General features: G+C 70.4%; 17 protein-coding genes. 14 read left to right on the plus strand and 3 right to left on the minus strand.

Annotated features, from left to right (window positions below):
• The first annotated feature begins 2 nt into the window (after positions 1 to 2).
• Genes OG357_RS38135 through OG357_RS38145 form a run of 3 tightly spaced genes read left to right on the plus strand, consistent with a single transcriptional unit; the run spans position 3 to position 6,420 of the window.
• The gene (locus OG357_RS38135) at positions 3 to 2,567 is read left to right on the plus strand and encodes an ATP-binding protein (RefSeq protein WP_329625975.1); all 2,565 of its coding nucleotides are present in this window, start codon (positions 3 to 5) and stop codon (positions 2,565 to 2,567) included.
• Positions 2,567 to 5,245, plus strand: a complete 2,679-nt coding sequence (locus OG357_RS38140) for a hypothetical protein (protein ID WP_329625860.1) — start codon at positions 2,567 to 2,569, stop codon at positions 5,243 to 5,245. The genes OG357_RS38135 and OG357_RS38140 overlap by 1 nt, the downstream gene beginning before the upstream one ends.
• Positions 5,242 to 6,420 carry an NlpC/P60 family protein gene (locus OG357_RS38145; RefSeq protein WP_329625861.1) on the plus strand — a complete coding sequence of 393 codons (1,179 nt, stop codon included), beginning with the start codon at positions 5,242 to 5,244 and terminating at the stop codon, positions 6,418 to 6,420. Before OG357_RS38140 ends, OG357_RS38145 begins: the two co-directional genes overlap by 4 nt.
• A 389-nt stretch (positions 6,421 to 6,809) precedes the next feature.
• Here the strand turns inward: OG357_RS38145 and OG357_RS38150 are convergent, their stop codons facing one another.
• The 3 genes from OG357_RS38150 to OG357_RS38160 all read right to left on the minus strand — a co-directional run bounded on the left by OG357_RS38150 (position 6,810) and on the right by OG357_RS38160 (position 9,332).
• Entirely contained in the window at positions 6,810 to 7,277 is a 468-nt protein-coding gene (locus tag OG357_RS38150) for a hypothetical protein (protein WP_329625862.1), read from the minus strand.
• A 152-nt stretch (positions 7,278 to 7,429) separates the two neighbouring features.
• Positions 7,430 to 7,585: a hypothetical protein gene (locus OG357_RS38155; protein ID WP_329625863.1), complete on the minus strand. Its 156-nt coding sequence runs from the start codon at positions 7,583 to 7,585 to the stop codon at positions 7,430 to 7,432.
• A 175-nt stretch (positions 7,586 to 7,760) separates the two neighbouring features.
• Positions 7,761 to 9,332: an outer membrane protein assembly factor BamB family protein gene (locus OG357_RS38160; RefSeq protein WP_329625864.1), complete on the minus strand. Its 1,572-nt coding sequence runs from the start codon at positions 9,330 to 9,332 to the stop codon at positions 7,761 to 7,763.
• Between the two features lie 541 nt (positions 9,333 to 9,873).
• Here OG357_RS38160 and OG357_RS38165 point away from each other — a divergent pair.
• From OG357_RS38165 to OG357_RS38215, 11 genes are all read left to right on the plus strand, one after another.
• Positions 9,874 to 10,218: a hypothetical protein gene (locus OG357_RS38165; RefSeq protein WP_317592715.1), complete on the plus strand. Its 345-nt coding sequence runs from the start codon at positions 9,874 to 9,876 to the stop codon at positions 10,216 to 10,218.
• The gene (locus OG357_RS38170; RefSeq protein WP_329625865.1) at positions 10,218 to 10,718 is read left to right on the plus strand and encodes a hypothetical protein; all 501 of its coding nucleotides are present in this window, start codon (positions 10,218 to 10,220) and stop codon (positions 10,716 to 10,718) included. The genes OG357_RS38165 and OG357_RS38170 overlap by 1 nt, the downstream gene beginning before the upstream one ends.
• Positions 10,718 to 13,054 carry a hypothetical protein gene (locus OG357_RS38175; RefSeq protein WP_329625866.1) on the plus strand — a complete coding sequence of 779 codons (2,337 nt, stop codon included), beginning with the start codon at positions 10,718 to 10,720 and terminating at the stop codon, positions 13,052 to 13,054. Before OG357_RS38170 ends, OG357_RS38175 begins: the two co-directional genes overlap by 1 nt.
• Positions 13,054 to 14,001 (plus strand): replication-relaxation family protein, encoded by a 948-nt coding sequence (locus OG357_RS38180; RefSeq protein WP_329625867.1) that lies wholly within the window; start codon positions 13,054 to 13,056, stop codon positions 13,999 to 14,001. The genes OG357_RS38175 and OG357_RS38180 overlap by 1 nt, the downstream gene beginning before the upstream one ends.
• Positions 14,002 to 14,437: 436 nt before the next feature.
• Positions 14,438 to 14,902 (plus strand): secreted protein/lipoprotein, encoded by a 465-nt coding sequence (locus tag OG357_RS38185; RefSeq protein WP_329625868.1) that lies wholly within the window; start codon positions 14,438 to 14,440, stop codon positions 14,900 to 14,902.
• A 512-nt stretch (positions 14,903 to 15,414) separates the two neighbouring features.
• Positions 15,415 to 15,792, plus strand: a complete 378-nt coding sequence (locus OG357_RS38190) for an ATP/GTP-binding protein (protein WP_329625869.1) — start codon at positions 15,415 to 15,417, stop codon at positions 15,790 to 15,792.
• A 43-nt stretch (positions 15,793 to 15,835) separates the two neighbouring features.
• Positions 15,836 to 16,540, plus strand: a complete 705-nt coding sequence (locus tag OG357_RS38195; RefSeq protein ID WP_329625870.1) for an SAF domain-containing protein — start codon at positions 15,836 to 15,838, stop codon at positions 16,538 to 16,540.
• The gene (locus OG357_RS38200) at positions 16,540 to 17,382 is read left to right on the plus strand and encodes a hypothetical protein (RefSeq protein ID WP_329625871.1); all 843 of its coding nucleotides are present in this window, start codon (positions 16,540 to 16,542) and stop codon (positions 17,380 to 17,382) included. The genes OG357_RS38195 and OG357_RS38200 overlap by 1 nt, the downstream gene beginning before the upstream one ends.
• Positions 17,383 to 17,449: 67 nt before the next feature.
• Positions 17,450 to 18,892 (plus strand): CpaF family protein, encoded by a 1,443-nt coding sequence (locus tag OG357_RS38205; RefSeq protein ID WP_329625872.1) that lies wholly within the window; start codon positions 17,450 to 17,452, stop codon positions 18,890 to 18,892.
• Positions 18,892 to 19,812, plus strand: a complete 921-nt coding sequence (locus OG357_RS38210) for a type II secretion system F family protein (RefSeq protein ID WP_329625873.1) — start codon at positions 18,892 to 18,894, stop codon at positions 19,810 to 19,812. The genes OG357_RS38205 and OG357_RS38210 overlap by 1 nt, the downstream gene beginning before the upstream one ends.
• Positions 19,809 to 20,693, plus strand: a complete 885-nt coding sequence (locus tag OG357_RS38215) for a type II secretion system F family protein (protein ID WP_329625874.1) — start codon at positions 19,809 to 19,811, stop codon at positions 20,691 to 20,693. Before OG357_RS38210 ends, OG357_RS38215 begins: the two co-directional genes overlap by 4 nt.
• Positions 20,694 to 20,708 lie beyond the last annotated feature (15 nt).

The raw sequence follows: 20,708 nt of genomic DNA on the forward strand, positions 1-20,708 counted from the left end.
GGATGCCGATCCGGCATGTGGCCGGGAACGTCATGTGGACGACGCAGGGGACGGTCTGGGCGGTCTTCCGGGTGCAGGGCGCTGATACGGCTCACGCCTCGCGGCGTGCCAGGCAGCAGCGGCTGGGGTATCTGGAGGCGCTGGTCAAGCAGTTGCGGGGGGAGTCGATGCTGCTGAGCCTATGTCCGGCGGTGGACCCGGCTTCGGTGGTGGCCAAGATGTGCGAGGACATCGACCTGGGTGCGTCGCCGCGCTATCGGGAGAGTGTTGAGGTTCTGCGCGGTCAGCTGGAGCAGTTGGAGCTGACGGGACGGTCGGACTGGCTGGCCCTTCCGCTGCCGATGCAGCGGGCGGAGTCGGCGCGCGAGGTGTTCGCGGCCGCGCGCGCCGGGGTTGCCCTGTCGCTGGGGCTGCTTCCGCGGCCCGTGTCCGCGGATGAGGAGGAGCTGCGTCTGGAGCAGGCGGCGCGGCTGGCCTCGATGTGGCCGGGCGGGATCGCGGTGCGTCCCGCTTCGACTGCCGAGGTGTTGTGGATCTATGGGCACAGCGCGCGGCGCGGCTTGGCCGAGCCGGCCTTGCCCGGTGGTGCGCAGGGCGAGCAACGGATGCGGGGGCGCGGGCGGGGTGCGGGCGCCCTGGGGCAGGTGGTCCTTGCCGAGGGCGGCCGCCTTGGTGCCGGGCAGGACCAGGACGGCGACGTGGCCGGCGGGCGCGGGACGAAGGGGCGGGGTAACCCGTTCGCGCGGCGGTGGCTGGAGGTGACAACCGAGTGGGGGTCGTCGTACCAGGCGATGCTGGCGCTCGCGGAGATGCCTGAGGCGTTCGTGTTTCCCGGCTCGGAGTACCTCGGGCAGCTCGATGAGTTCTCCTTCCCCGTGGACTGGGTGGTTCGTCTGAAGGTGGCGGGCGGTGCGGAGGCGGAGGCCAAGAGCCGGCGCCAAGCGCGGGAGCTGGCCAACCAGTACCAGGAGTACGACGGGGAGACTGCCGGGGTGCCGGCCAGCGTCGACAAGGCGGCGGCTGGCCTGGACGAGTTCCGCGAACGGCTGACGTCTTCCAAGACGGAGGTCGAGGTCCGGGCGATGACCGCGCTGTGCGTATGGGGCGGGACGCCAGAGGAGGCGGAGCGGCGGGCTGGCGAGCTGGCCAGTCACTTCGCCGGCGGCGAGTACACATTCGTCCGGCCTCGCGGTGAGCAGGAGAACCTCTGGTACGGGATGCTGCCCGGCGCCCGTACGCCGTCGGTGATGGCGCAGTACTCGCAGTACCTCCTCGCCCGGGACTTCGCGATGGCCTCTCCTTTCACCGGCAGCGCGCTGGGGGACGAGACCGGTCCGTTGTACGGGCTGCAACTGGCCAACGGCGGGGTGCGGCCGGTGTTGTGTGACTGGTCGCGCGGTCCGAGGGAGAACGTGTCGGCCGCGGCTGCGTGGGTCGGCGAGCTGGGCAGCGGCAAGTCGGTGGCCATGAAGTCGGCGATGTTCTCGGTGCTCTCGGCCGGGCGGCGCTGGCAGGGGGTGAGCCGGGGCCGGGCCGTGGTGGTGGACCGGACCGAGCAGCAGGAGTGGGTGCGCTTCGCCGAGGCCTGCCCCGGCGAGACGGAGATCATCACAATCGATGATCAGGCGCGGATCTCCCTGGACCCGCTGCGCATCTTCACCAGCGCGGCCGAGGCGCAGCGGTTCGCCGAGTCGTTCCTGACCCTGCTGCTGGGGCTGTCGCCGATGAGCGAGGAGGGCATCGCGCTGTCGGAGGCGATCGAGGCGGTTCTGCGGGAACCGCATCCGTCGATGCGGGTGCTGGTGGAGGAGCTGACCAACCGGGGTGCGGGCGGGGACACGTTCGCGGCGCTGGCCGCGCGCAGGCTGGCGGCGGCCCGCCGCAAGGATCTCGCCCGCGCCGTGTTCGACGAGTCGTTGCCGGTGGTGCGGAACTCGACCGCGGACAGCGTCGTTTTCGCCGTCGCGTCCCTGGCTCTGCCGACGAAGAGCGAGCTGGAGGATGGGCGTCTGGAGAAGCTGCAGTTCGAGAAGACCTTCGGGCGTGCGGTGATGTATCTGATCGCCGCGCTGTGCCGGAAGATCGTCTACGCGCGGCCGGACGAGTTCGCGGTCGTGGTGTGGGACGAGTGCTGGTGGCTGACGTCCTCGCCCGAGGGCCTGGACCTGGCGATCGAGCTGGTCAAGGACGGCCGCAAGCACAACGCCGGCGCATGGTTCGGCGGGCACGACGAGGACGACATCGGCCCTGCTTCCAGCGAGAAGGGGCAGATCCTGCGTGGGCTGATCCCGCGCAAGTGCCTCTTTCGGCACACCAATCGGAACCTCGCCCGGCGAGGCCTCGCGTTCCTGGGGTGCAACCCCGACGACGAAGACCTCCTCACCCTTGTCACCAACGGCCTGTCCCCCAACCGGCCGGACATGACCGACGGGGAGCGGGCCGCACGGGCCGGCGAGTGCCTGCACCGCGATCTGACCGGCCGGATCGGCGCCATGCAGGTCACCATCCCCGCCGACCAGGAGGCCGCCGAGAACATCCACTCCCAGCCCGTCCGGCAGGCGGTCTGATGGCCGGGCAGTCCCCCATGTACTCCATGGCGCGGCTGGGGGCATACGTCGGAGGCCGGGCCATCGCGGTCGTGCGGTGGGCCCGTCCGGGCCGGGCACTGCTGATAGCGGTGGCGCTGCTGATGATCGCCAGCATCTCGTCGCTGATGCTTGCCGCCGTGGCCACCGCCGCGCCGGAGCCCTCCCCGTCCGCGTCCGCGCCGAGCCGGCTGGTGCCGCCTGTCGATCCGGACAACCCGCTCGCTCCCACCCCGGTCCTCACCCCTCCCACGGACGGCACCTCCTTGGAGGAGATGGGTCAAGAGGCGGAGCGGCGGGCGGCTGACGAGAAGAAGGAGCAGGACCGCAAGACGAAAGAGGCCTGGGACAAAGCGGTCGCCGACTACCTCAAGAACGAGGCAACTCGAGGCGGTGTGCTGTCCGCGTTCGAGGTCACCGACCGCAACAACATCCCCGTCTCCGCCTACCGGGTCTATGCCGGCACCGGTGACTGGAACGACTGGGACCTGAAGGTCGAGCATTTCCTCGTCGAGATGATGTTCCTCGGCAACAAGTGGCTGGTCTCCTTCGCCTGCTTCCTGATCAGCTGGGCGCTGTCGTTCTCCCTGGCCGGCCTGCTCCTCAAGCCCGCACTCCACATCTCGACCTCGCTGTATGGCGGGGTAGTCATGCAGCTGGGTCTGCCCGCGCTGTTCTTGACGTTCTCGGCCGTGGTGGCGTCCTGGCACCTGCTGTTCGGCAACCGGGCCCGCGGCTGGGGCGAAATGGCTGCGGCGATGGTCATCTCCGCACTCGCCGTCGGCGCGCTCGCCTCGCCGCCTCAGATGCTGCTGTCCAAGGACCACGGCGCGGTCGCCGCGGTGCGCGACCTGGCGGTGGAGACCGCCGCGCTCGTCCTGGACAAGCAGGCCATCGACGCCGGCAGCCCCGCCACGACGACGGACAGCACGTGGGAGAAGGCCGGACAGGGTGCGACGGTCGGGCAGCGGATGCGCAGTTCGGCCAGCTCGATCTCCCGCCCCATCACCGACGCCCTGGTCGACGCGTTCGTCGCCCGCCCGGCGATGATGCTCTCCTACGGGCGGACCTTCGAGGACCCGAAGGACGGCCGGGGGCCCAAGTGCGGCACCTTGTTCCGCCAGTCCCGTGTCCACCAGGCCGTCTTCGACAAGAGGATCGACGAGATCCTGGCCTCCGGCACCGGGTTCGCCGAGGACGTTCCCTTCATCGGGGGCACCATCACCGATGTCGTCGACACGGCGGCGCAGCCCGGTCTGACGGCCATCCGCGAACGGCTCACCGCCAAGGGGCCGCTGAAGACGTTCGAGGCCGCCTGTGTCAAGGCAGACGCCGCCTCCGCGAAGAAGGCCAGCATGGAGAAGGTCGGCGGGGCCTTCTTCATGGTCATCGCGACGTTTCTGACCTGCTTCTTCATGATCGTGCTGACGTTCAGCTTCCTCTACGCCCAGCTGCGGATCGCCATCGAGGCGATGATCGCGAAGGTCGGACTCGCCTTCGGTGTCCTGCCTGGGCCCGGGCGCGGCTGGCTCTGGGACCGCGTGGCCTCCATCGCCCGCGCCCTGGGGCTCCTGATCGCCTCGATCGTCGCCCTTTCCGTGTTCATCGTCGTCGTCAACGCCGTCCTCAACGCCTCCGAGACCGACATCCCCGGCGGGATCACCATCCGATTCGTCGTTCTGGACTGCGTCGCCGTCGGCGCCTTCCTCTACCGCAAGCGTCTGGCGAGCGTCACCCGCAGCATGACCGCGCGGGCCCGGGTCCGGGTCGGCAACAGCGTGGCTGGCGGTGCCGTCACTGCGCCCGAGGTCGGCCGGCCGAAGCGCTCTGTGGGCAAGAAGCTGCTAATGGGCGGGCTCATGCTCGGTGCGCTCGCCGCGTCCGGCGGCACCAGCGCGGTCGTCGGAGCCGCCGGGCGGGCAGGGGCAAGCCGTACGGCCGTCGGTCTCGGGGGCCGGGCGCTGCGCGGTACGGGCCGGGCGGTGGCCGGGACGGCGAAACTCGCCGGCCGCACCACCGTCGCCGGCGTCAAGGGCGCGGCGAAGACCACCGCGTTCGGGCTGAAGGCGACGGTGGGGCTGCCGGTGTACGGGCCGCGTGCCGCCCGCCGAGTCGGTGCCGCGGCCGTCGCCCTGCCCGGCCGGGCCGCTTCCGCGGGCGCGAGTGCGGTCCAGGGTGTTCAGGAGACGGTCCAGGCGGTGCATCAGAACGTCGTGGCGCCGGTGGCGGACTTCGGCGGGGAATACACCCATAACCTGCGCTCGCTCGGCCGGATCGTGACCGGCCGAGGCGGACTGGGCCGCTACAGCGCGCCGCGCCGCCCGGGCCCCTACCCGCCCGTACCGCCCGTACGCCGTGCGCGTCCGGCGCCCCGCCCGCGCACGACTCCCCCGCCAGTCGTCGCCCCCACCCCCGCCACAACGCCGGCGGTACGCCGACGTCCGGCACCACCACGGGTCGTACAGCCACCGGCCGGACCGGCCCAGGCCATGCTTCGGCAGCAGCTGCACCGCATCCGGACCCAGCAGTCCCCCACCGCAACTCCCCCGCCGACGCCGCACCCGACGGCCGCACCCACGCCTCCCGGGGCCGTACCTCGCCCGGCCCGACCGGCGCCGCCTCTCAATCCGGCGCGGCGCCGCCGACGGAGACGACCGTGAGCCCGACGGCGAAGACCGCCCTGACGATCGGCTCGGTTCTCCTCGCCCCGCTGGTCTTCGTTGTCGGGCTGCTGATCCTCTTCATCGCCGCCGTGGCCAGCGGGGCCTCCGGCCACGAGAAGGAATCTGGCGCTTCCGTCCGGGGGCCGGCCGGGGCGGCTCCGTCCAGCGTCTCCGGGATAGGTCCGGTGGTCCTCGACGCCTACGTCAAGGCCGCGCACGCCGTCACCACGCTCCGCCCGAAGTGCAAGGGGATGCGCTGGTCCGTCATCGCCGGCATCGGCAAGGTCGAGTCCGGCCACGCCTCCGGGCGCACCCTCACGGCGAACGGTGACGTGGCTCCCAAAATCTACGGCGTGCGGCTCAACGGGTCAGGGGCCGGCGGAAACACCAGCGTTCATGGCGACACCGACCGCGGAGCCCTGGACGGCGACACCCTCTACGACCGCGCGGTGGGGCCGATGCAGTTCATCCCCGCCACCTGGCAGGGCCCCTCCGGGCAGGACGGCAACGGCGACGGAGTCAAAGACCCGCACAACATCTTCGACGCGGCCCAGGCCACCGCCGTCTACCTCTGCGGCACGGGCAGCAGCAACCTCAGCGACGACGCGCAGCTCCGCAAGTCGGTGCTGCGCTACAACCAGTCCGGGGCGTACGCGGACGAGGTCATCGGACACGCACACGCCTACGACCAGCTCGACCCTTCCGGCTCCGGCCCGGCCGGCACGTCACCGGGTGGTGCGGCGTTCCACGACGGCGCCGCCGGCTGGCCCGCTTCTGTCAGGAACCCCCGCTCCACAGCGGGGGCGATCGGCTGGGCGCGCCAGGAAACCACAGGCGGAGGCCGGGACTGGTACCGGGCCTGTCTCGCGTTCGTCGCCCGTACGTACGGCTGGTCCTACTCCGGCGTCCAGTACGCCGTCGACCACTACCGGCAGATGCCCGTCTCCATGCGCCACGACCGCGACCGCACTCCCCCTCCCGGAGCCCTGATGTACTGGGACACCGGACAACGAGCCGGTCACGTCGCGCTCTATCTCGGTGGCGGGAAGATCGCCTCCAACGACATCCGCCGCAGCGGCTACATCGACGTCGTCAACGCCACCGACATCGAAACCGTCTGGGGCGCCACCTACCTCGGCTGGGCACCGCCGTACTTCCCTCAGGGCGGATGAAACGTCGGATGCTGGTGGCAGCGGCCCTGCCGAGGGATGTTCCTGAGGGCGGGAGCGCGTCGTCGCACCTCTCCAACTTGTTGCGCCTTGGCGGACCCTCGGCCTTCGCCCCTCACGATCCAGGCCGTGGGCCAGGACCCCGTCCGGACCAACTCCCCGCGCCGCCGGTCCGCAGCACCCCGTACCGTCGGAACACCCCTCCCACAGGGCGATCACGGTGGTGGGCCCGCGTACATCGCACGGCGCGAGGCCCACCATCACACCCGGTCAGGACACCCTGCCAACTGGCTGCGTAGGTCACAAGCAAGAACGGTTGTTGACGACTTCTGAGAACGACCATGGGCCGCCGGCCCTGCGCATGTTGATGAGAAGCAAGAACGGGAGGCGTCCTACCACGGCGACCAGGGCATCCAGAGGAGCAAGATTGCTAGCGCACCACATCCCACAGCGGTCCACATGACACTGTTGGCTACCGTACGTAGCGTCTGCCCGGCGGGGCGCATTGTCACACCGTCGTAGGCCCAGGTGAGGTTCTCGATATAGAGCTGACCCACCACCACCAGCAGCAGCCCGGTTCCGATGGCGCCAGGAGGACCGGCAAACCATGCGATGAACGGCCCGGCTTGATCGGCTGCTGTCAGCAATGCCGCCACTTCAAGGAACACCAAGATCACGAGGATCCCCAGCTCCTTCACCAAGGTCCAACCGACCGTGGGATCCACTTGGACGGGCGCCTGTGTTCTCTCGGCCAACCGGACTCGGGTTTCGTGGCCGCTCTTGGCCTCCAGAACGACGGCCAAGATGGCTACGGGAATCACCTGGGCAAGGAGAGCTGCGAAGGCCAGCTTGTCCGACATGCCGCAATCACAGCGTCTGATGGCGACCGGACGTGGCCGACGCGCCGCTGCTGCCGCGCAGAGCACGACCATGGCTCCGAAGCAAGCATCGAGGCGATCTCGAAACTCAGCGACATCACTCTCCCGTGGAAGAGGGTGCTCTCGCCGCTGAGCTACAGGCGTTCTCGCAACTCACCAACAAAGCCAGCCAACTCCTCTCCCACCGCCGCCAGCGACTCATCCAGCACCCGCACCCACTGTGCGAACTCCTCGTCACTTAAGCCGCCCCGCACCGCCTCGAACGACCGCGCCGCCCACTCCACCTCCACCGGGATCTCCGGCGGCGCTCCGTGGCGGCCGCGCTGCTGAGCACCACCGCCCATGCCCACTGCGGCGGGCAGGGGCACAGAGTTCCGGCGAGGAGAGCAACCGCGTCCATCCCGCGGCTGATCCGGCGCGTCACCGATGTCTTCGGCGCATTCGCGGAAGCCGAATGCCCCGAGGTCAGGGAGCGAAGGAGAGCATGCGGGGCTCGTGCTGGGTGTCGTCGCCGCTCAGGTTGGCGGGCGCGATCACGAGCCGGTTGCCCACGTAGGCGTTCTCCCCGACGACCCCCATCCCGAACTCGGCCCTCGCGGTGGACACGGGAAGCCGCAGCACGTCCTTCACTGAGTCCATGCTGCCCGGACCGACACTGAAGACGCGCCCGGCTTCGCTGTACGTGCCGAGGCGGTAGACGAGCCCGGTCCTGCCCGGTCCGACGCGCAGGGGGAAGTAGCCGTGCGCGGTTCCCCCTGCCTTCACGCCCCAGACCAGTTTCCCGGTGGTGAGGTCGTAGGCGCCGACGCGGTCGTCGCCGCCCAGGATCACGAGGCCCGCGCCGACGACGGCCTCCCGGCATGCCTGGGCGTTGGCGCTGGTGTCCATGGAGTCGCCGCAGTGCTTGAAGCCTTGCGGCCGGGGGTCGATGGTCCTGCGGGCCCGGCCGTCCGGTCCGAGGGCGACGACCCGCCAGTCCTCGGCGTGGGTCTCCCGATGTGCGGTGGTGATCACGGCCGGGGCGACGGAGAGCACCTGGCCGATTCTCCGGCCGGGCTCTGTCCGGTAGCGCCACCGGACCTTGCCCGTGGCCGGGTCGATCTCCCGGATCTGGTCGTACGCCTTCTCCAGCGCGGTGATCGCGCAGTCGGCGACCACCAGGAGCCGACTGCCGCCCGCCACCCTGCCGGGGTAGCACTTGCCGGGGTTCTCCATGGGGATGTCGTACAGCTTCTTCCCGTCGGCGACCCGGTACGCGGCGGCCTTCATGCTCTGGACGATCGCGACGGTGCCGCCGCTGATCGCGCTGTCCACGATGATCGTGTCGTCGTTCCCGGAGCCGGTCTCGGTCAGCTGCTTGTGCCAGCCCGCTTTTCCGGTGCGCAGGTCGATCATCCGGAGCTGGTTGCACCGGACGCCGCTCCAGGCCTCGAAGTTCTGCAGGACGATGACGACCTTGCCGTCCGGGGTCGGGTTGACCGGGGTCTCGCAGACGGGGGTCGGGAGGGCGACGCTCCACAACTCGGCGCCGTCACTGAGCCGGTGGGCGACGACCTTCTTGTAGATGGCCTGGACGACTGTGTCGCCGACGATCCACAGGTCCTGGGTCGGGATTTGCCGGCGGGGCAGGTCGGTGCGGTCGTCGACGATCCAGGCGCTCGCCTCGCCGGACTTGCGCCGCTGCGCGATCTCCTGGGTGGTGGGAATGCGGGAGGGCGTCGGGGTGGGGCGGGCACTCGGCGTCGGCGGCGCTGTGGTGGGCGGGGCGGGGCTCTTCGTTGCGGCGCTGTCCGATCCCGCGCGGTCCGATCCGGAGCGCTCGCCGATGGCGCACACGCCGGCGCCGGCGAGCAGCAGCAGGGCGAGGGCCGCGGCGGCCACCGGCCACCGGCGGCGGCGCGGGCGGGGCGGCGGCGGGCCGTAGCCCTCGGGCGCGTACGGATTGTCCGGCGCAGGCCAAGGCGGCGGGCGGTGCCTGTACCAGGGCTCGTGGGCCTGTTTCGCGCCGAGCCCTTGAGCCGAGCCTGAACCGCTCATGTTGCCCTTCCCCCGGAGGAGCCGTTCACCGCCATGCCGGTGTAGTGGATTCGGAGCCCAGTACGCGAGAACCCCTTAGGAAACACCTACACTCCGGCAATGAAATCGCGCTGCAGAGATCTTGAACCCTGCAGATCAGGCGCTCACGCCGCTCCTACGGGAAGGCCTTCCCGGGCTTGGCCCAATTGAGGATTCCGCTCTCCGCCCTACGCCCGTGAGAGGTGCAGCAGTCCACGGGCAGTCCACGCCACCTTCGGCCCTCACGGCTCACTGACCAGCAGTTGCGGGACAGCCCTTTGGCGACCTGATGTGACCTCGACAGAAGGCGCCCCCGCGGCCGCCGTCGGGCTCCATTCACGAGTAGTTCCCGTCTTCATGGCCAGGGCTCGGTTCCGGAGGTGATTCTCGCTCCGCTGTTCCTCAGACTCAGATGAAGGCGCTCAAAGTTCATGGCGCCAGCCGGTCACGTTCTCAGGGCTGCGGGTCCTTGCGGGTGGTGTACGGGCGGCGTGAGGCCGCTCCGGCCTGCGGGGAGTGCCCAATGACAACGGACGATCAGCGCCTGCTCGGGCGGCGGGATGCGGCGGTCGACGTGCTGGTCGACTGGATCGGATGGCTCGTGGCTGTCGTATTCGTGGTCGGCTGCTTTCCGGGCTGGTGGTGGGGTGGTGACCTGAGCAACCTGCCGTTCATAGGGGAGTCGGTGGCCAAGGCGGCGGCCGAGCACCGGGGCTGGCCCGAGGTGCCGCTGCTGTTCATGACGTGCGGGGCTTTCCTGGTGCGGCGCGGCTGGTATGCGGCCGCTGACCGGGTCCGCGGGATGGACCCGGGGCAGCGGTATCGGCGCGGCCCGCTTCGTTTCCCCTTGTCGAAGGCGAACTGGTAATGGGTGAGGTCCTGCTCGCCCCGGTCAGGTCCTTGTCGGCCGTGGCTACATCGGTGATGGAGAACGTCCAGGCCCATCTGTGGTGGCTGGGGCTGCCCGTGCTGGCCGGGGCCGTTCTGTGGGGTGTGTGCAGGGTCTGGTGGCGACGCCGGGCCCATGCCGCGCTCGGGCATCGGACGGTGGTCGACTTGGTGCCGTCGCGGGGCTTCGATCCGTCGGTGGAGGAAATCGGGCGGCACGCGGCGCGTCTGGCGCGGGTGCCGGCGGCTGCCGGGTGGCTGCCGCGCAGGGCGTCGGGGGTGCGGATGCGGCACGTGAGCGTCGAGGGGAAGTTGGCGACCCGGCTGGAAGGTCCCACGCGGTCTGCGGGGCTGCTGCGTCTGTCGTCGTTCCCGGACGTGGATGTGCTGGAGGCTGACCGCGGCCGTAGCGAGGTGCGGCCGATCCGGTTCACGAACATCGCGCCGCTCGGCGTGACGGACAACGGGCAGGAGGGCTGATGAGCCAGGTACTGATGGAAAAGGTCACCCCTCCCCCAGCCCGCCCCGGTCGCCGGCGTGAGGAGAAGGGGGAGTCGAGTCGGGAAGGGCGCGGGGTCTATGTGGCGCGGGCGGAGCTCGTGCTCGCCCGCCCGGATCACCGGCGGCTGGCGGCGGCCAGTCTCGATCCCGATCCGCTGCAGATGATGGCGGCCGCCTGCGCGCACGTCGACAGCGACCGGGGAGAGCAGGCCGAACTGGTCGTGGATCTGGTGCCGGTGTCCGGCCGGAAGGTGGCGCGGTGGCGGCGCCGGCTCATGCGGCGAGCGGCAAAGCGGGGACCGTCGGCGTACGGGGAGCAGCTCGGGGCCGGTCCGGGCGGTGGCCGGTCGGGGTCGGTGTTCGGTCAGATGATGGAGGGGCTGAACGGGGGGAAGGCGTTCGGATCCGGTCGCTCACGGGGCGGGTCCGCGCCGCGGCCGCGGCAGACGGACCTGGCCGACGGCGTGGGGAAGTTCCTGCCCGGAGTGGACAGACAGGTGTTCGCGGTGCAGGTCCTCGTCCGGGTCGAGGCGCGGCATCCGGCGCGGGCTCAGGCGCTGGTTCATCAGGTGATGGCGGTGATGGATGCCTGGAGTGGGGAGAACTGGTGGCGTCCGGTGGGGCCGCGTCGTACGGGGTGGCGGCCGTACAGCAACGTGTGGTGGCGGCGGTCCTCCTTTGACCGCAGATTCCGCACTGGCGAGTTCGCCCCGTCGAGGCGGCAGTGGGTGACGGTGCGGGAGATCGCCGCGCTGCTGAAGCCGGCCTCGGCGCACTGCGAGGCGGCAAACGTGGTGCGTACCGGCGGGGTGGTTCCGCCGGCGCCGCCGCGGCTGCCGGAGTGGACCGGGCAACCGGGCGTGGTGCCGTTGGGGCGCGTTCTGGGTGCGGACGGCCGGGCACGCCTGGCGGCGGTGCCGCAGAAGGACGTGCTGTTCGGTGCCTCGTTCGGGAAGTCCGGGTTCGGCAAGAGCGAACTGGCCTTGCTACAGGCGATCTCTCTGGCCTACGGCGGGCTGGGGGTGTGGTTCCTCGACCCGCATGGTGCGGCAGTGAAGCGGGCGATGCCGTATCTGGCCCATCCGGCGCTGCGCGAGAGGGTCTGGGTCATCGACCTGAGTGTGAAGGACCCCACGGCACGGGTCGGAGCGTGGAATCCGCTGTCGATGGAGCACCGCAGCGCCGCGCAGGTCCAGGACGTGATCGGCGCGGTGGTGGGCGGGCTTGCGTCGGCGCAGGGCTGGGGCGACGGTGCGCCGCGCGCTCGAGCGATCCTGTCCCACGCGGTGCAGGTTCTGGCGCATCTGGCGCTGGAGATGTGCCGGCGGGGGCGGCCGGATCTGCAGCCCACCATTTTCTCGATCACCCGGCTGCTCACCGACGAGGAGTGGCGCGGCGACGTCCTGGAGCATCTCCCGGTCAAGCTGCGCCGGTTCTGGACCACCACGTTCCCCAAGTACGAGGGGAGCGCGGTCCCGGTGGTCACCCAGACGCTGGAGCAGCTGGAGACATCGGACTCGCTGCGGGCGTTCCTGGGCCAGCCGCGGTCGACGTACGACATGCGGCACGCCATGGACACTTCGAAGATCGTGCTGCTGCGCTGCTCCGGTACGGGCTCATCCGACCAGGTCATCACCTCGTTGCTGCTGTTCGACCTGTTTCTGGCTGGCTGCTCGCGTGAGGGCGTCGACCAGGACCTGCTGGAGACGATGTTCGCGTTCTGCGATGAGCTGACCGCCATCGACGGGGCATCGCGCGGCTACGTCGCCGCGATCCTGGAGCAGCTGCGCAAGTACGAGCTGAGGCTGATGGGGATGACCCAGATGGCGATGCGGCTGAGCGGTGAGACGCGGATGGCGCTCATGCAGAACCAGTCGCTGCTGTCCGCGTCGGCAGCTGACAGCGACGAGGCGGCGTTCGTCACCAAGCGCATGGAGCCGGTCTCCCCGCAGACCTTGCTGTCCCTGCCGAAGTGGAACTACGTGATGTCCACGATGCTCCACGGCGAGCGCACCACCCCGTTCCGTGTCGCCGGCGTGGCCCTGCACCAGGCCCTCGCCGACTACCACCACCCCGAGCTCCTGACCGATCTGGAGCGGGCCGTGGACGACAACCTGCGGCGCCGCACGGTCGGCGAGATCCTACGTGACCTCGAAGGCGACGACACGGGAAGCCGGCCCGGTCTGGACGACCGGATCCTCGCCGAGCTCATCACCACCCGGGCCGCCCCGAAAACGCGGCCGGAGCGACCCACAGAACCCACCATGCCCGCGGCCGGAGTCCGGCTTGCGGCCAGCGGAAGCGAGATCGGCTGATGACCACCGTGCTGTCCCCCGCCGGCACCAGCCTGCCCCGCCTGGGGCAGCAGCTGCTGCCCATCCTCTACCAGCACCGCCTGGTCGCCACCGGCCAGCTTCACCGGATGCTGACCCCGCACACTCAACGACCTGTCTACCTTCGACGCGTCTTGAACCAGATGCGCGCCCAGGGACTGGCGGACTACACCGCCCGCCGGGCTGGGAAGTTGGGCGGCCCTGAACTGCTGTGGTTCGTCACCCCGCGCGGCGCAGACATCGTCGAGGCCAGCCGGGAAGTCACCTCCCGGGCCTACCGCATCAATCCCGAGACCGCAGCCTCCCAGCTCCAGGAGCACACGCTAGCCGTCGTCGAGACCGGTCTCGCGTTCAGCACCTGGGCCCAGGCTCTCGGCGACGAGTGCGGGCCGCTGGACTGGGACCCGGAGCTCGTCCACCGCGTCCGCGACGGCGAGAACCGGCTCGGAGACGACGCCCTGCTCATCCCTGACGCCGTCCTGCGCTACACCCGCACCACACCCACCGGGCGCCGGCTCCTCACCTACTTCCTCGAGATCGACCGGGCCACCATGCAGGTCGGACGCCTCGGCCGGAAGCTCACCTCCTACGCCCGCTACGCCACCTACGTGCCCGCTCCCCCGCCCGGTCACCGCTTCGCCACCGCCACGGGCGCCGGCCGCGAGGCCTGGCGCGACCGCTACCCGGCCGTACCCCGCCTCCTGGTCGTCCTCACCGGAGCCAGCAAAACGGTCCTGCGACGCCGGACCGAGGACCTGCGCGCCCTGGCCGCCGCCGACACCCGCGTCCGACGCACCCCCCAGCTCGCCGTCGGCATCACCACCCTCGGCCAGCTGACAGCCCAGGGCCCGTTCGCGCCGATCGTCACCCCGCTCCTCGGCGAACCCACTCCCGGCGATGTCCTCCTCGCCACCCCGTCGGCCTCATGAGGCACAGTGCAGCTGCTGTCCGACGAGCGTGCCGGGATCTGGCCAGCGTCGTCTCCTCAGACCGCGATGACCTGACAGAGTCCCATCCATTCTCGGCCCGATTTTGGCTGATTGCATCGCATCCCTCGGTCTCAACAGCCGTTACGCCCGGTGTGGTTGGTGTGATCTTGCGTAGTCTGGGCCTTCGCATATTCAACGTGGTCCTGCGGTACTCAGGGAACGCTTCAGCATCGACAAGCGCAGGTGGCGCCGGGTGACCGCATATGCATCGGGAGACATCGTGATGACCCATACGCACATGCGACGCGTTCGCTCGCGAATGACGTCGTTCCAACCGGCAGGAGCACTTCTCCTCGCTGGCTCATTCCTCCTTACCGCATGCAGCAGTGATCCAGAGACGCCGGAGGCGAAGCCGCCCACGCACTCCACACCCACCGTGGCGCCGTCCAAGACGGAGATCCCGGTGGCTCCTGCGGACCCGGTGGAGACAGCGAAGAAGGAAGCGATCGCCACCTACCTTTCGCACTGGAAGGAAGTGGAGAAGCGCTACGCCGACAAGGCAGGCAAGGCAGGCGACCTCAAGAAGTACGCGGCCTCAGCCGCTCTTTCCCAGGTCGAGACGGGCGCAGCAGACATGCGGAAGAAGAACGCGATCGTTCTGGGAACGGTCGCCGTGGGCAACCCGACCGCCACGAGCGCGGATATCAACCGCAAGATCCCTCACGTCATTCTCTCCAGCTGCCTGGATATCTCCCGGTGGACAGTCACCGACCTCGACACGCAGAAGCCGGCCGCCTTGCCTAAGAACAGGCTCCTTCGCTACGTGATCAAGGCGACCATCGAGAAGTGGCCCGAGGGATGGCGCGTCATCCGCGATGAGCCGCAAGGCAAGAAGTGCTGACCCCTCGGAGTGCAGCAGTCCCAGGCGTGCTCGTGCTCGTCGCCGCAGCGTTCTCCGCTGCCCCTGCTTACGCAGACGACCCCGGTGGAACGGGCGGTACGAAATGCGGCCCCTTCTTCTGCGAGGTGGAAGTCGACGTGCCTGGCTCCGGCGGCAACGGTGGCGGTTCACCGGCCCCAGGCGGGAGCTCGGGGGGAGGCGGGGGAGAGAGCGGCGAGACGCCAGCCACCCAGCGTGTATGCACGTACACGAAGCTCAACCCTCAGCCGCCCGCTGGGAGTCTGGACTGGGAAGGGCACACGCCCGGGGACGGCGCAGTCTACGAGGAGCGGTGCACCTTCAACGATGGCCCCAGCCCCACGACATTCGTGCGAAACGTCTGGGCTGCCGCTCCCCCTGGCGCGGCCGCTGTCGACCCAGCCGTCCTGGCCCGGCAGGCCGTGGACCAGATGGTGTTGCGCGGCCCGGAGATCGGGATCACACCGAAGCCGGGTGGCATGGGGTTGGTCGGGATGCCGGTCTATCTGTGGACGGAGCGGGGCCCTGAGACGTACGGGCCGAACGTCGCCTCCGCGTCCGCGGGTGGGATCACGGTGACCGCGACGGCGAAGGTGGCGCGGATCGTGTGGCAGATGGGCGACGGGAAGACCGTCACCTGCACCACCCCCGGCACCCCCTACAAGGCCTCTTACGGCACGAAGTCTTCGCCGGACTGCGGTCACCGATACGCCAAGCCGTCGACTGCCGGCTCCGGGACGTATCACGTGGTCGCGACGTCGACCTGGACGATCGACTGGCAGGCCACGACCGGGCAGGCCGGGCAAATGTCCCAGACCCGGCAGAGTGCCGTGGACATCCGGGTCGGCGAGCTCCAAGCCGTCGGCAGCTGAAGCACCCCGTCGGTTCCAACGAAGAAGGCGAAGGCGAGAGATCGTGAGCAAGACGGCGGTTCCGGCCGGCACGGGCCAGGTCCCCGCGCAGCCGACGCACTCCCAGATCCCGAGTGCGGCAGTCGGGTTCAAGGCGCGAAGGCGGCGTCCCGGCATGTACGCGCTGGCGATCGCGCTGATCGCGGCCGGCGGAGGCGGCGGGTTCCTCGCCTTCCAGGCGACAGGGGAACGCACCCCCGTCCTGGCCGTGGCCAAGGGCGTTGAGGCCGGGGACGTCATCAAGGACTCCGACCTGATCGAGGCCCAAGTCCAGCTCGACCCGGCGCTGAAGCCGGTCCTTGCCACCGAGCGGGAGAAGGTAGTCGGCAAACGGGCCTCAGTCGCCCTGACACCGGGCGCACTGCTGACGCAGGGCCAGGTCACCACTCGCACTCTGGTCAAGCCGGGTGAGCGGCTGGTCGGCATCGGGCTGAAGACGTCACAGATGCCCGCGAGCCGTCTCTCGCCCGGCGACAAGATCCTCGTCGTCTCCACCCCCGCCGACGGCCAGATCGCCGGAGAGAAAGCCGGTGAGGACGCCGCCCCGCAGCAGATCGCCGCCCGGGTCGTGCGGGTGGGAGAGCGGCAGCAAACCACGGGCGAGCAGGTCGTCGACGTCGCGGTGCCCTCGCAGTTCGGGCCCGCGCTCGCGGCGCAGGCCGCGACCGGGAACGTCGCGCTCGTCGTCGACGGACCGGGAGAGTCCTGATGGCCGTGATCACCCTGGTCGGACTCCCGGGCGCTCCGGGAGCGACGAGTACGGCGCTCGCACTGTTGCGGACCTGGCCGCTCGAAGCCGGCCGACGACTGGTCCTTGCGGAGTGCGACCCGGACGGTGGCGCCGTGTTGCCAGGTGCTCTCCAGAGCACCGTGGTCGCCGACCGTGGCCTGCGGAATCTGACGGAGTCCTCCCGTACGCAGGATCTCGTCACGGCGTTCTGGCCGCAGCTGATCGCCCTGGAGAACGACGAGAAGCGATCGGAGCGCAACCGGCTGCTGCTGCCCGGCCTGACCGCGCTGCACCAGGCCTCCAGCCTCGCCCCCGTATGGGGACAGCTCGCCGACCTGTTCACCGGGATCGAGACCCACGGCCACGACGTCCTGGTCGACCTCGGACGCTCCGGCGCGTTCGGCCCGCCCGGTGTCCTCGCCCTGCGTGCGGACATGGTCTTGGTGGTGATGCGCGGAACGCTGCGCAGCATGCACGCCGCCCGCTCCCGCATCCAGGCCCTGCGCACCCTGATGGACGGTGACTCCGGCCAGGGAGCCGGCGCGCTCGGCATCCTCCTCATCCGACAGGGCCCCTACGGCCCCCGCGAGGTCCAGGACGAGCTCGGCGTGCGGGTTGTCGCTGCGCTGCCGTACCGGCCGGAGGAGGCGGCCGTGCTGTCCGACGGCGCGTCCGAGGGCCGTGGGTTCATGACGTCGAAGCTGATGAGTGCCGCGCGTGACGCGTCGACCCCGATTCGACAGCAGGTCGCCTCCCGGCGTGCGCGGGTCGCCTCCCCGTTGCAACAGCGGCTGATGAAGGCGGTGACTGATGCGCGCTGACCCGATGTACCCCGCTGCCGTCCCTCCGCCCGCTGCTCCGTCTCAGGCTCCGGCTCACGTTCCCGGGATGGGAGCCGTCACGCTTCCGGGGCTGCCGGGTGCCGCCTACGCCCCCCACCGTGGTGGGCAGGCCGCCGCGCCGACAATGGTCAACGCGGTCTCCGCACCCCAGGTGAGGGTCGACGCCCGTGCGGCTGGTGAGATCAAGCGGCAGGTCAACGACCTGCTCCTGGCTGAGGCGAAGCTGAACCGCGGCCTGGTCGGCGCCGTGCGTGAGCAGCGGGCCCGCGCTCTGATCAACGAGCGGGTAGCGGTCTGGGGCGACGCTGCCCGGACCTCTCGTACGGTCACGGCCGGCGAGGAGCAGCAGCTGGCCGCGCTCGTCTTCGACATGCTCTTCCGCTCCGGCCGTCTCCAGCGCCATCTCGACGACCAGCGGGTGGAGGACATCTGGATCAACGGCCACGACCGGGTGTTCCTCAAGTACAGCGGCGACAGTGAGCCCGTCGCGGCCGAGCCGGTCGCCGAATCGGAGGAGGAGCTCCAGGAGCTCGTCCGTGATCTGATCCGCGCCAGCGGTCAGTCCGGCCGGACGTTTTCCACCGCGTCCCCTGACGCCGCGATCCGCCTGCCTGACGGCTCTCGGCTCCAGGCGCTGCACCCGGAGATCACCGGGGAGCGGACGTTCGTCACGATCCGCCGTCACCGTCTGCAGAACGCCACCCTTGACGACCTCGTCACGGCCGGCGCGATGGACACCACTGTCGCCGGTCTGCTGCGCGCCTGCGTACGGGCCCGGCGGAACGTGATCGTGGTGGGCGAGCAGTCGTCGGGGAAGACGACCCTGATGCGGGCGCTCCTGCGGGAGATCCCGCGGCACGAGCGGTTCGGCACGGTGGAGACCGAGTTCGAGCTGTGGGCCCACCAGAACGGCTACCACACGCAGGTCGTGCCGATGGAGGCCCGCGAGTCCAACGGCGAGCGCGTCGACGGCCGTGCGGTCGGCGAGATCACGCTGCTCGACCTGATGTATCGGGCCAAGCGCATGTCTCTCAAGCGCGTCGTCGTCGGTGAGGTCCGGGGCCCGGAGATCACCGCCATGATGCAGGCCCTGACCAGTGACCGGCCCGGCTCCATGTGCACGATGCACGCCTCCGAGCCGCACGTCGTCTTCGACCGCATCGCCGAGCTGTACCTGCTGGCCCGGGGCAACTTCTCCGAGCAGCTGGCCTACCGGCAGATCGCCAACGGTCTGCACTTCGTCGTCTTCATGTCCGTCGACGAGTCCGGCCCAGCCCCCAGGCGTCTCGTCAGCCACGTGTGGGAGATCACCGGCATCGGCGAGAACGGCCGCCCCGCCTACAACGAGATCTTCCGCCCCGCCTCCGAGGAAGACCTGCGCGCCGTCCCGGCCGCCCCGCTCTCGCCGCGCTCGCGCCGGCGTCTGGAGCTGGCCGGCTTCTCCACCCACGTCCTCGACCAGGCCGCGGCTTGGAACAGGGGGCTGTGATGGGCGCCCTGTGGTGGACCCTGTGTGGAGCCATGCTCGCCGGCGGTCTCGTGGCCGCCGCCGTCGCTACGATCGGCACGACCGCTCCGAAGGGCCAGGGCCGTACGGCCCGGTGGCGGGCGCAGTGGTCGGGCGGCCCCGACGGACCCAAGCGCGCCGCCCGCCGCCGCGCCCTGCTCGTTGCCGCGGGAGCGACGACGGCCGTGGTGTGGCTGGTCTCCGGCGTGTTCGTGGCCGCGGTCCTCCTTGGCGGCTCTGTGATCGGGGTGCCGTGGCTTCTGTCGTCCGCGACCTCCGCGAGGGGCCGGATCGCCAAACTGGAGGCGCTCGCCGACTGGACCCAGCGCCTGTCCGAGATCCTCCGCCTCGGCTTCGCCCTGGAACAGGCCCTGATCACCAGCCGGAAGAACCCGCCCCCGGCGATCGAGGACGAGGTCGGCGAGCTCGCCGACAAGCTGAAGGCCGGCTGGCTCCCTGTCGACGCGCTCCGGGACTTCGCAGGTCGTCTCGACGACGTCACCGGCGACAAGGCCTGCGCCGCCCTGATGCTGTGCGCGGTCGACCCCGGCCCCGGCCTCGCCCAGGTCCTGGAAGACGTCGCCGCCCAGGTCCGCGAGGAGGTCGCCGCACGCCGCCGCATCGAGGCCGACCGGGCCAAGTCCCGCACCGCGATGCGCACCATGACCCTCATCTGCATGGCCCTGGTCGTGGTCGGTTTCCTCATCCCCTATACCGCCCCGTACGCCACCCTCCTCGGCCAGCTCGTCCTCGCGCTGCTCGGCGCCGCGTTCGCCGCGGTCCTGTGGTGGACCCGCAAGCTCGCCAGCCACCAGCCGGTACCCCGCTTCCTCATCAACGACCCGCGCAGCCAGGTCAAACAGCCCGGCCCCGCCGAACCCGCGGAGGTGCCGGCCCCATGAGCCAGACCGCCTTGATCATCTGCGGCGCCGCCACCGGTGCGGGCATCGCCCTCCTCGTGCGCGAACTCGTGCCCTCCGCACCCCGCCTGGGGCCGGCACTGCGCCGCCTCGACCCGCCCGTCGTCCGCCCCGGCGACCAGCAGGCCCGCCGTACGAACGCCGCCGGCGCCGCGTGGGCGGGAGGTCTTGCGGAACGGATGCCCGGACGGGTGCCGAGCGCCGACCTCGATCTGCTCCACCAGACCCCGGAGCAGTTCTTCACCAACAAGACCGCCCTCGCCCTGCTCGGGCTTCTCGTCCCGCTCGTCCCGGCCGTGGCCTGGCTCCTGATGGGCCTGCCCGTCCCCTTCTTCATCCCCGCCGTCGCCGGCCTGCTGCTCGCCGCCGTCTTGTGGTTCGTGCCCGACTGGGCCGTCGCGAGCGAAGCGGCCAAGGCCCGCACCGAGTTCGCCCACGCCGCCGCAGCCTGGATGGACCTGGTCGCCACCCGCATGGCCTCCAACGTCGCCGCAGACCAGGCCCTGGAAGACGCCGCCCGCATCGGCCACGGCTGGGCCTTCACCCGACTCCAGGAAGCCCTCCTGCGCGCCCGTACGGAGAAGTCCTCCCCGTGGCAGGCGCTCGCCGACCTCGGCACCCAGCTACGCCTGCCCGTCCTCAACGACGTCGCCGACATCATGCGGCTGTCCTCCGACGACGGCGCCTCCGTCTACGACACCCTGCGCAACCGAGCCAAGAGCCTCACCAACGAACTCCTGACCGCTGAGGCCGCCCGGGCCAACGCTGACAGCGAGAAACTCCACACCCCCGCCGCCCTGCTCGCCGTGATCGTCATGATCGCGATGGCGTTCCCGGCGGTCCTCAACATCTTCTCCATCTGACCCACACCACCCGCC

Source organism: Streptomyces sp. NBC_01255, assembly GCF_036226445.1.
Taxonomy (GTDB): Bacteria; Actinomycetota; Actinomycetes; order Streptomycetales; family Streptomycetaceae; genus Streptomyces.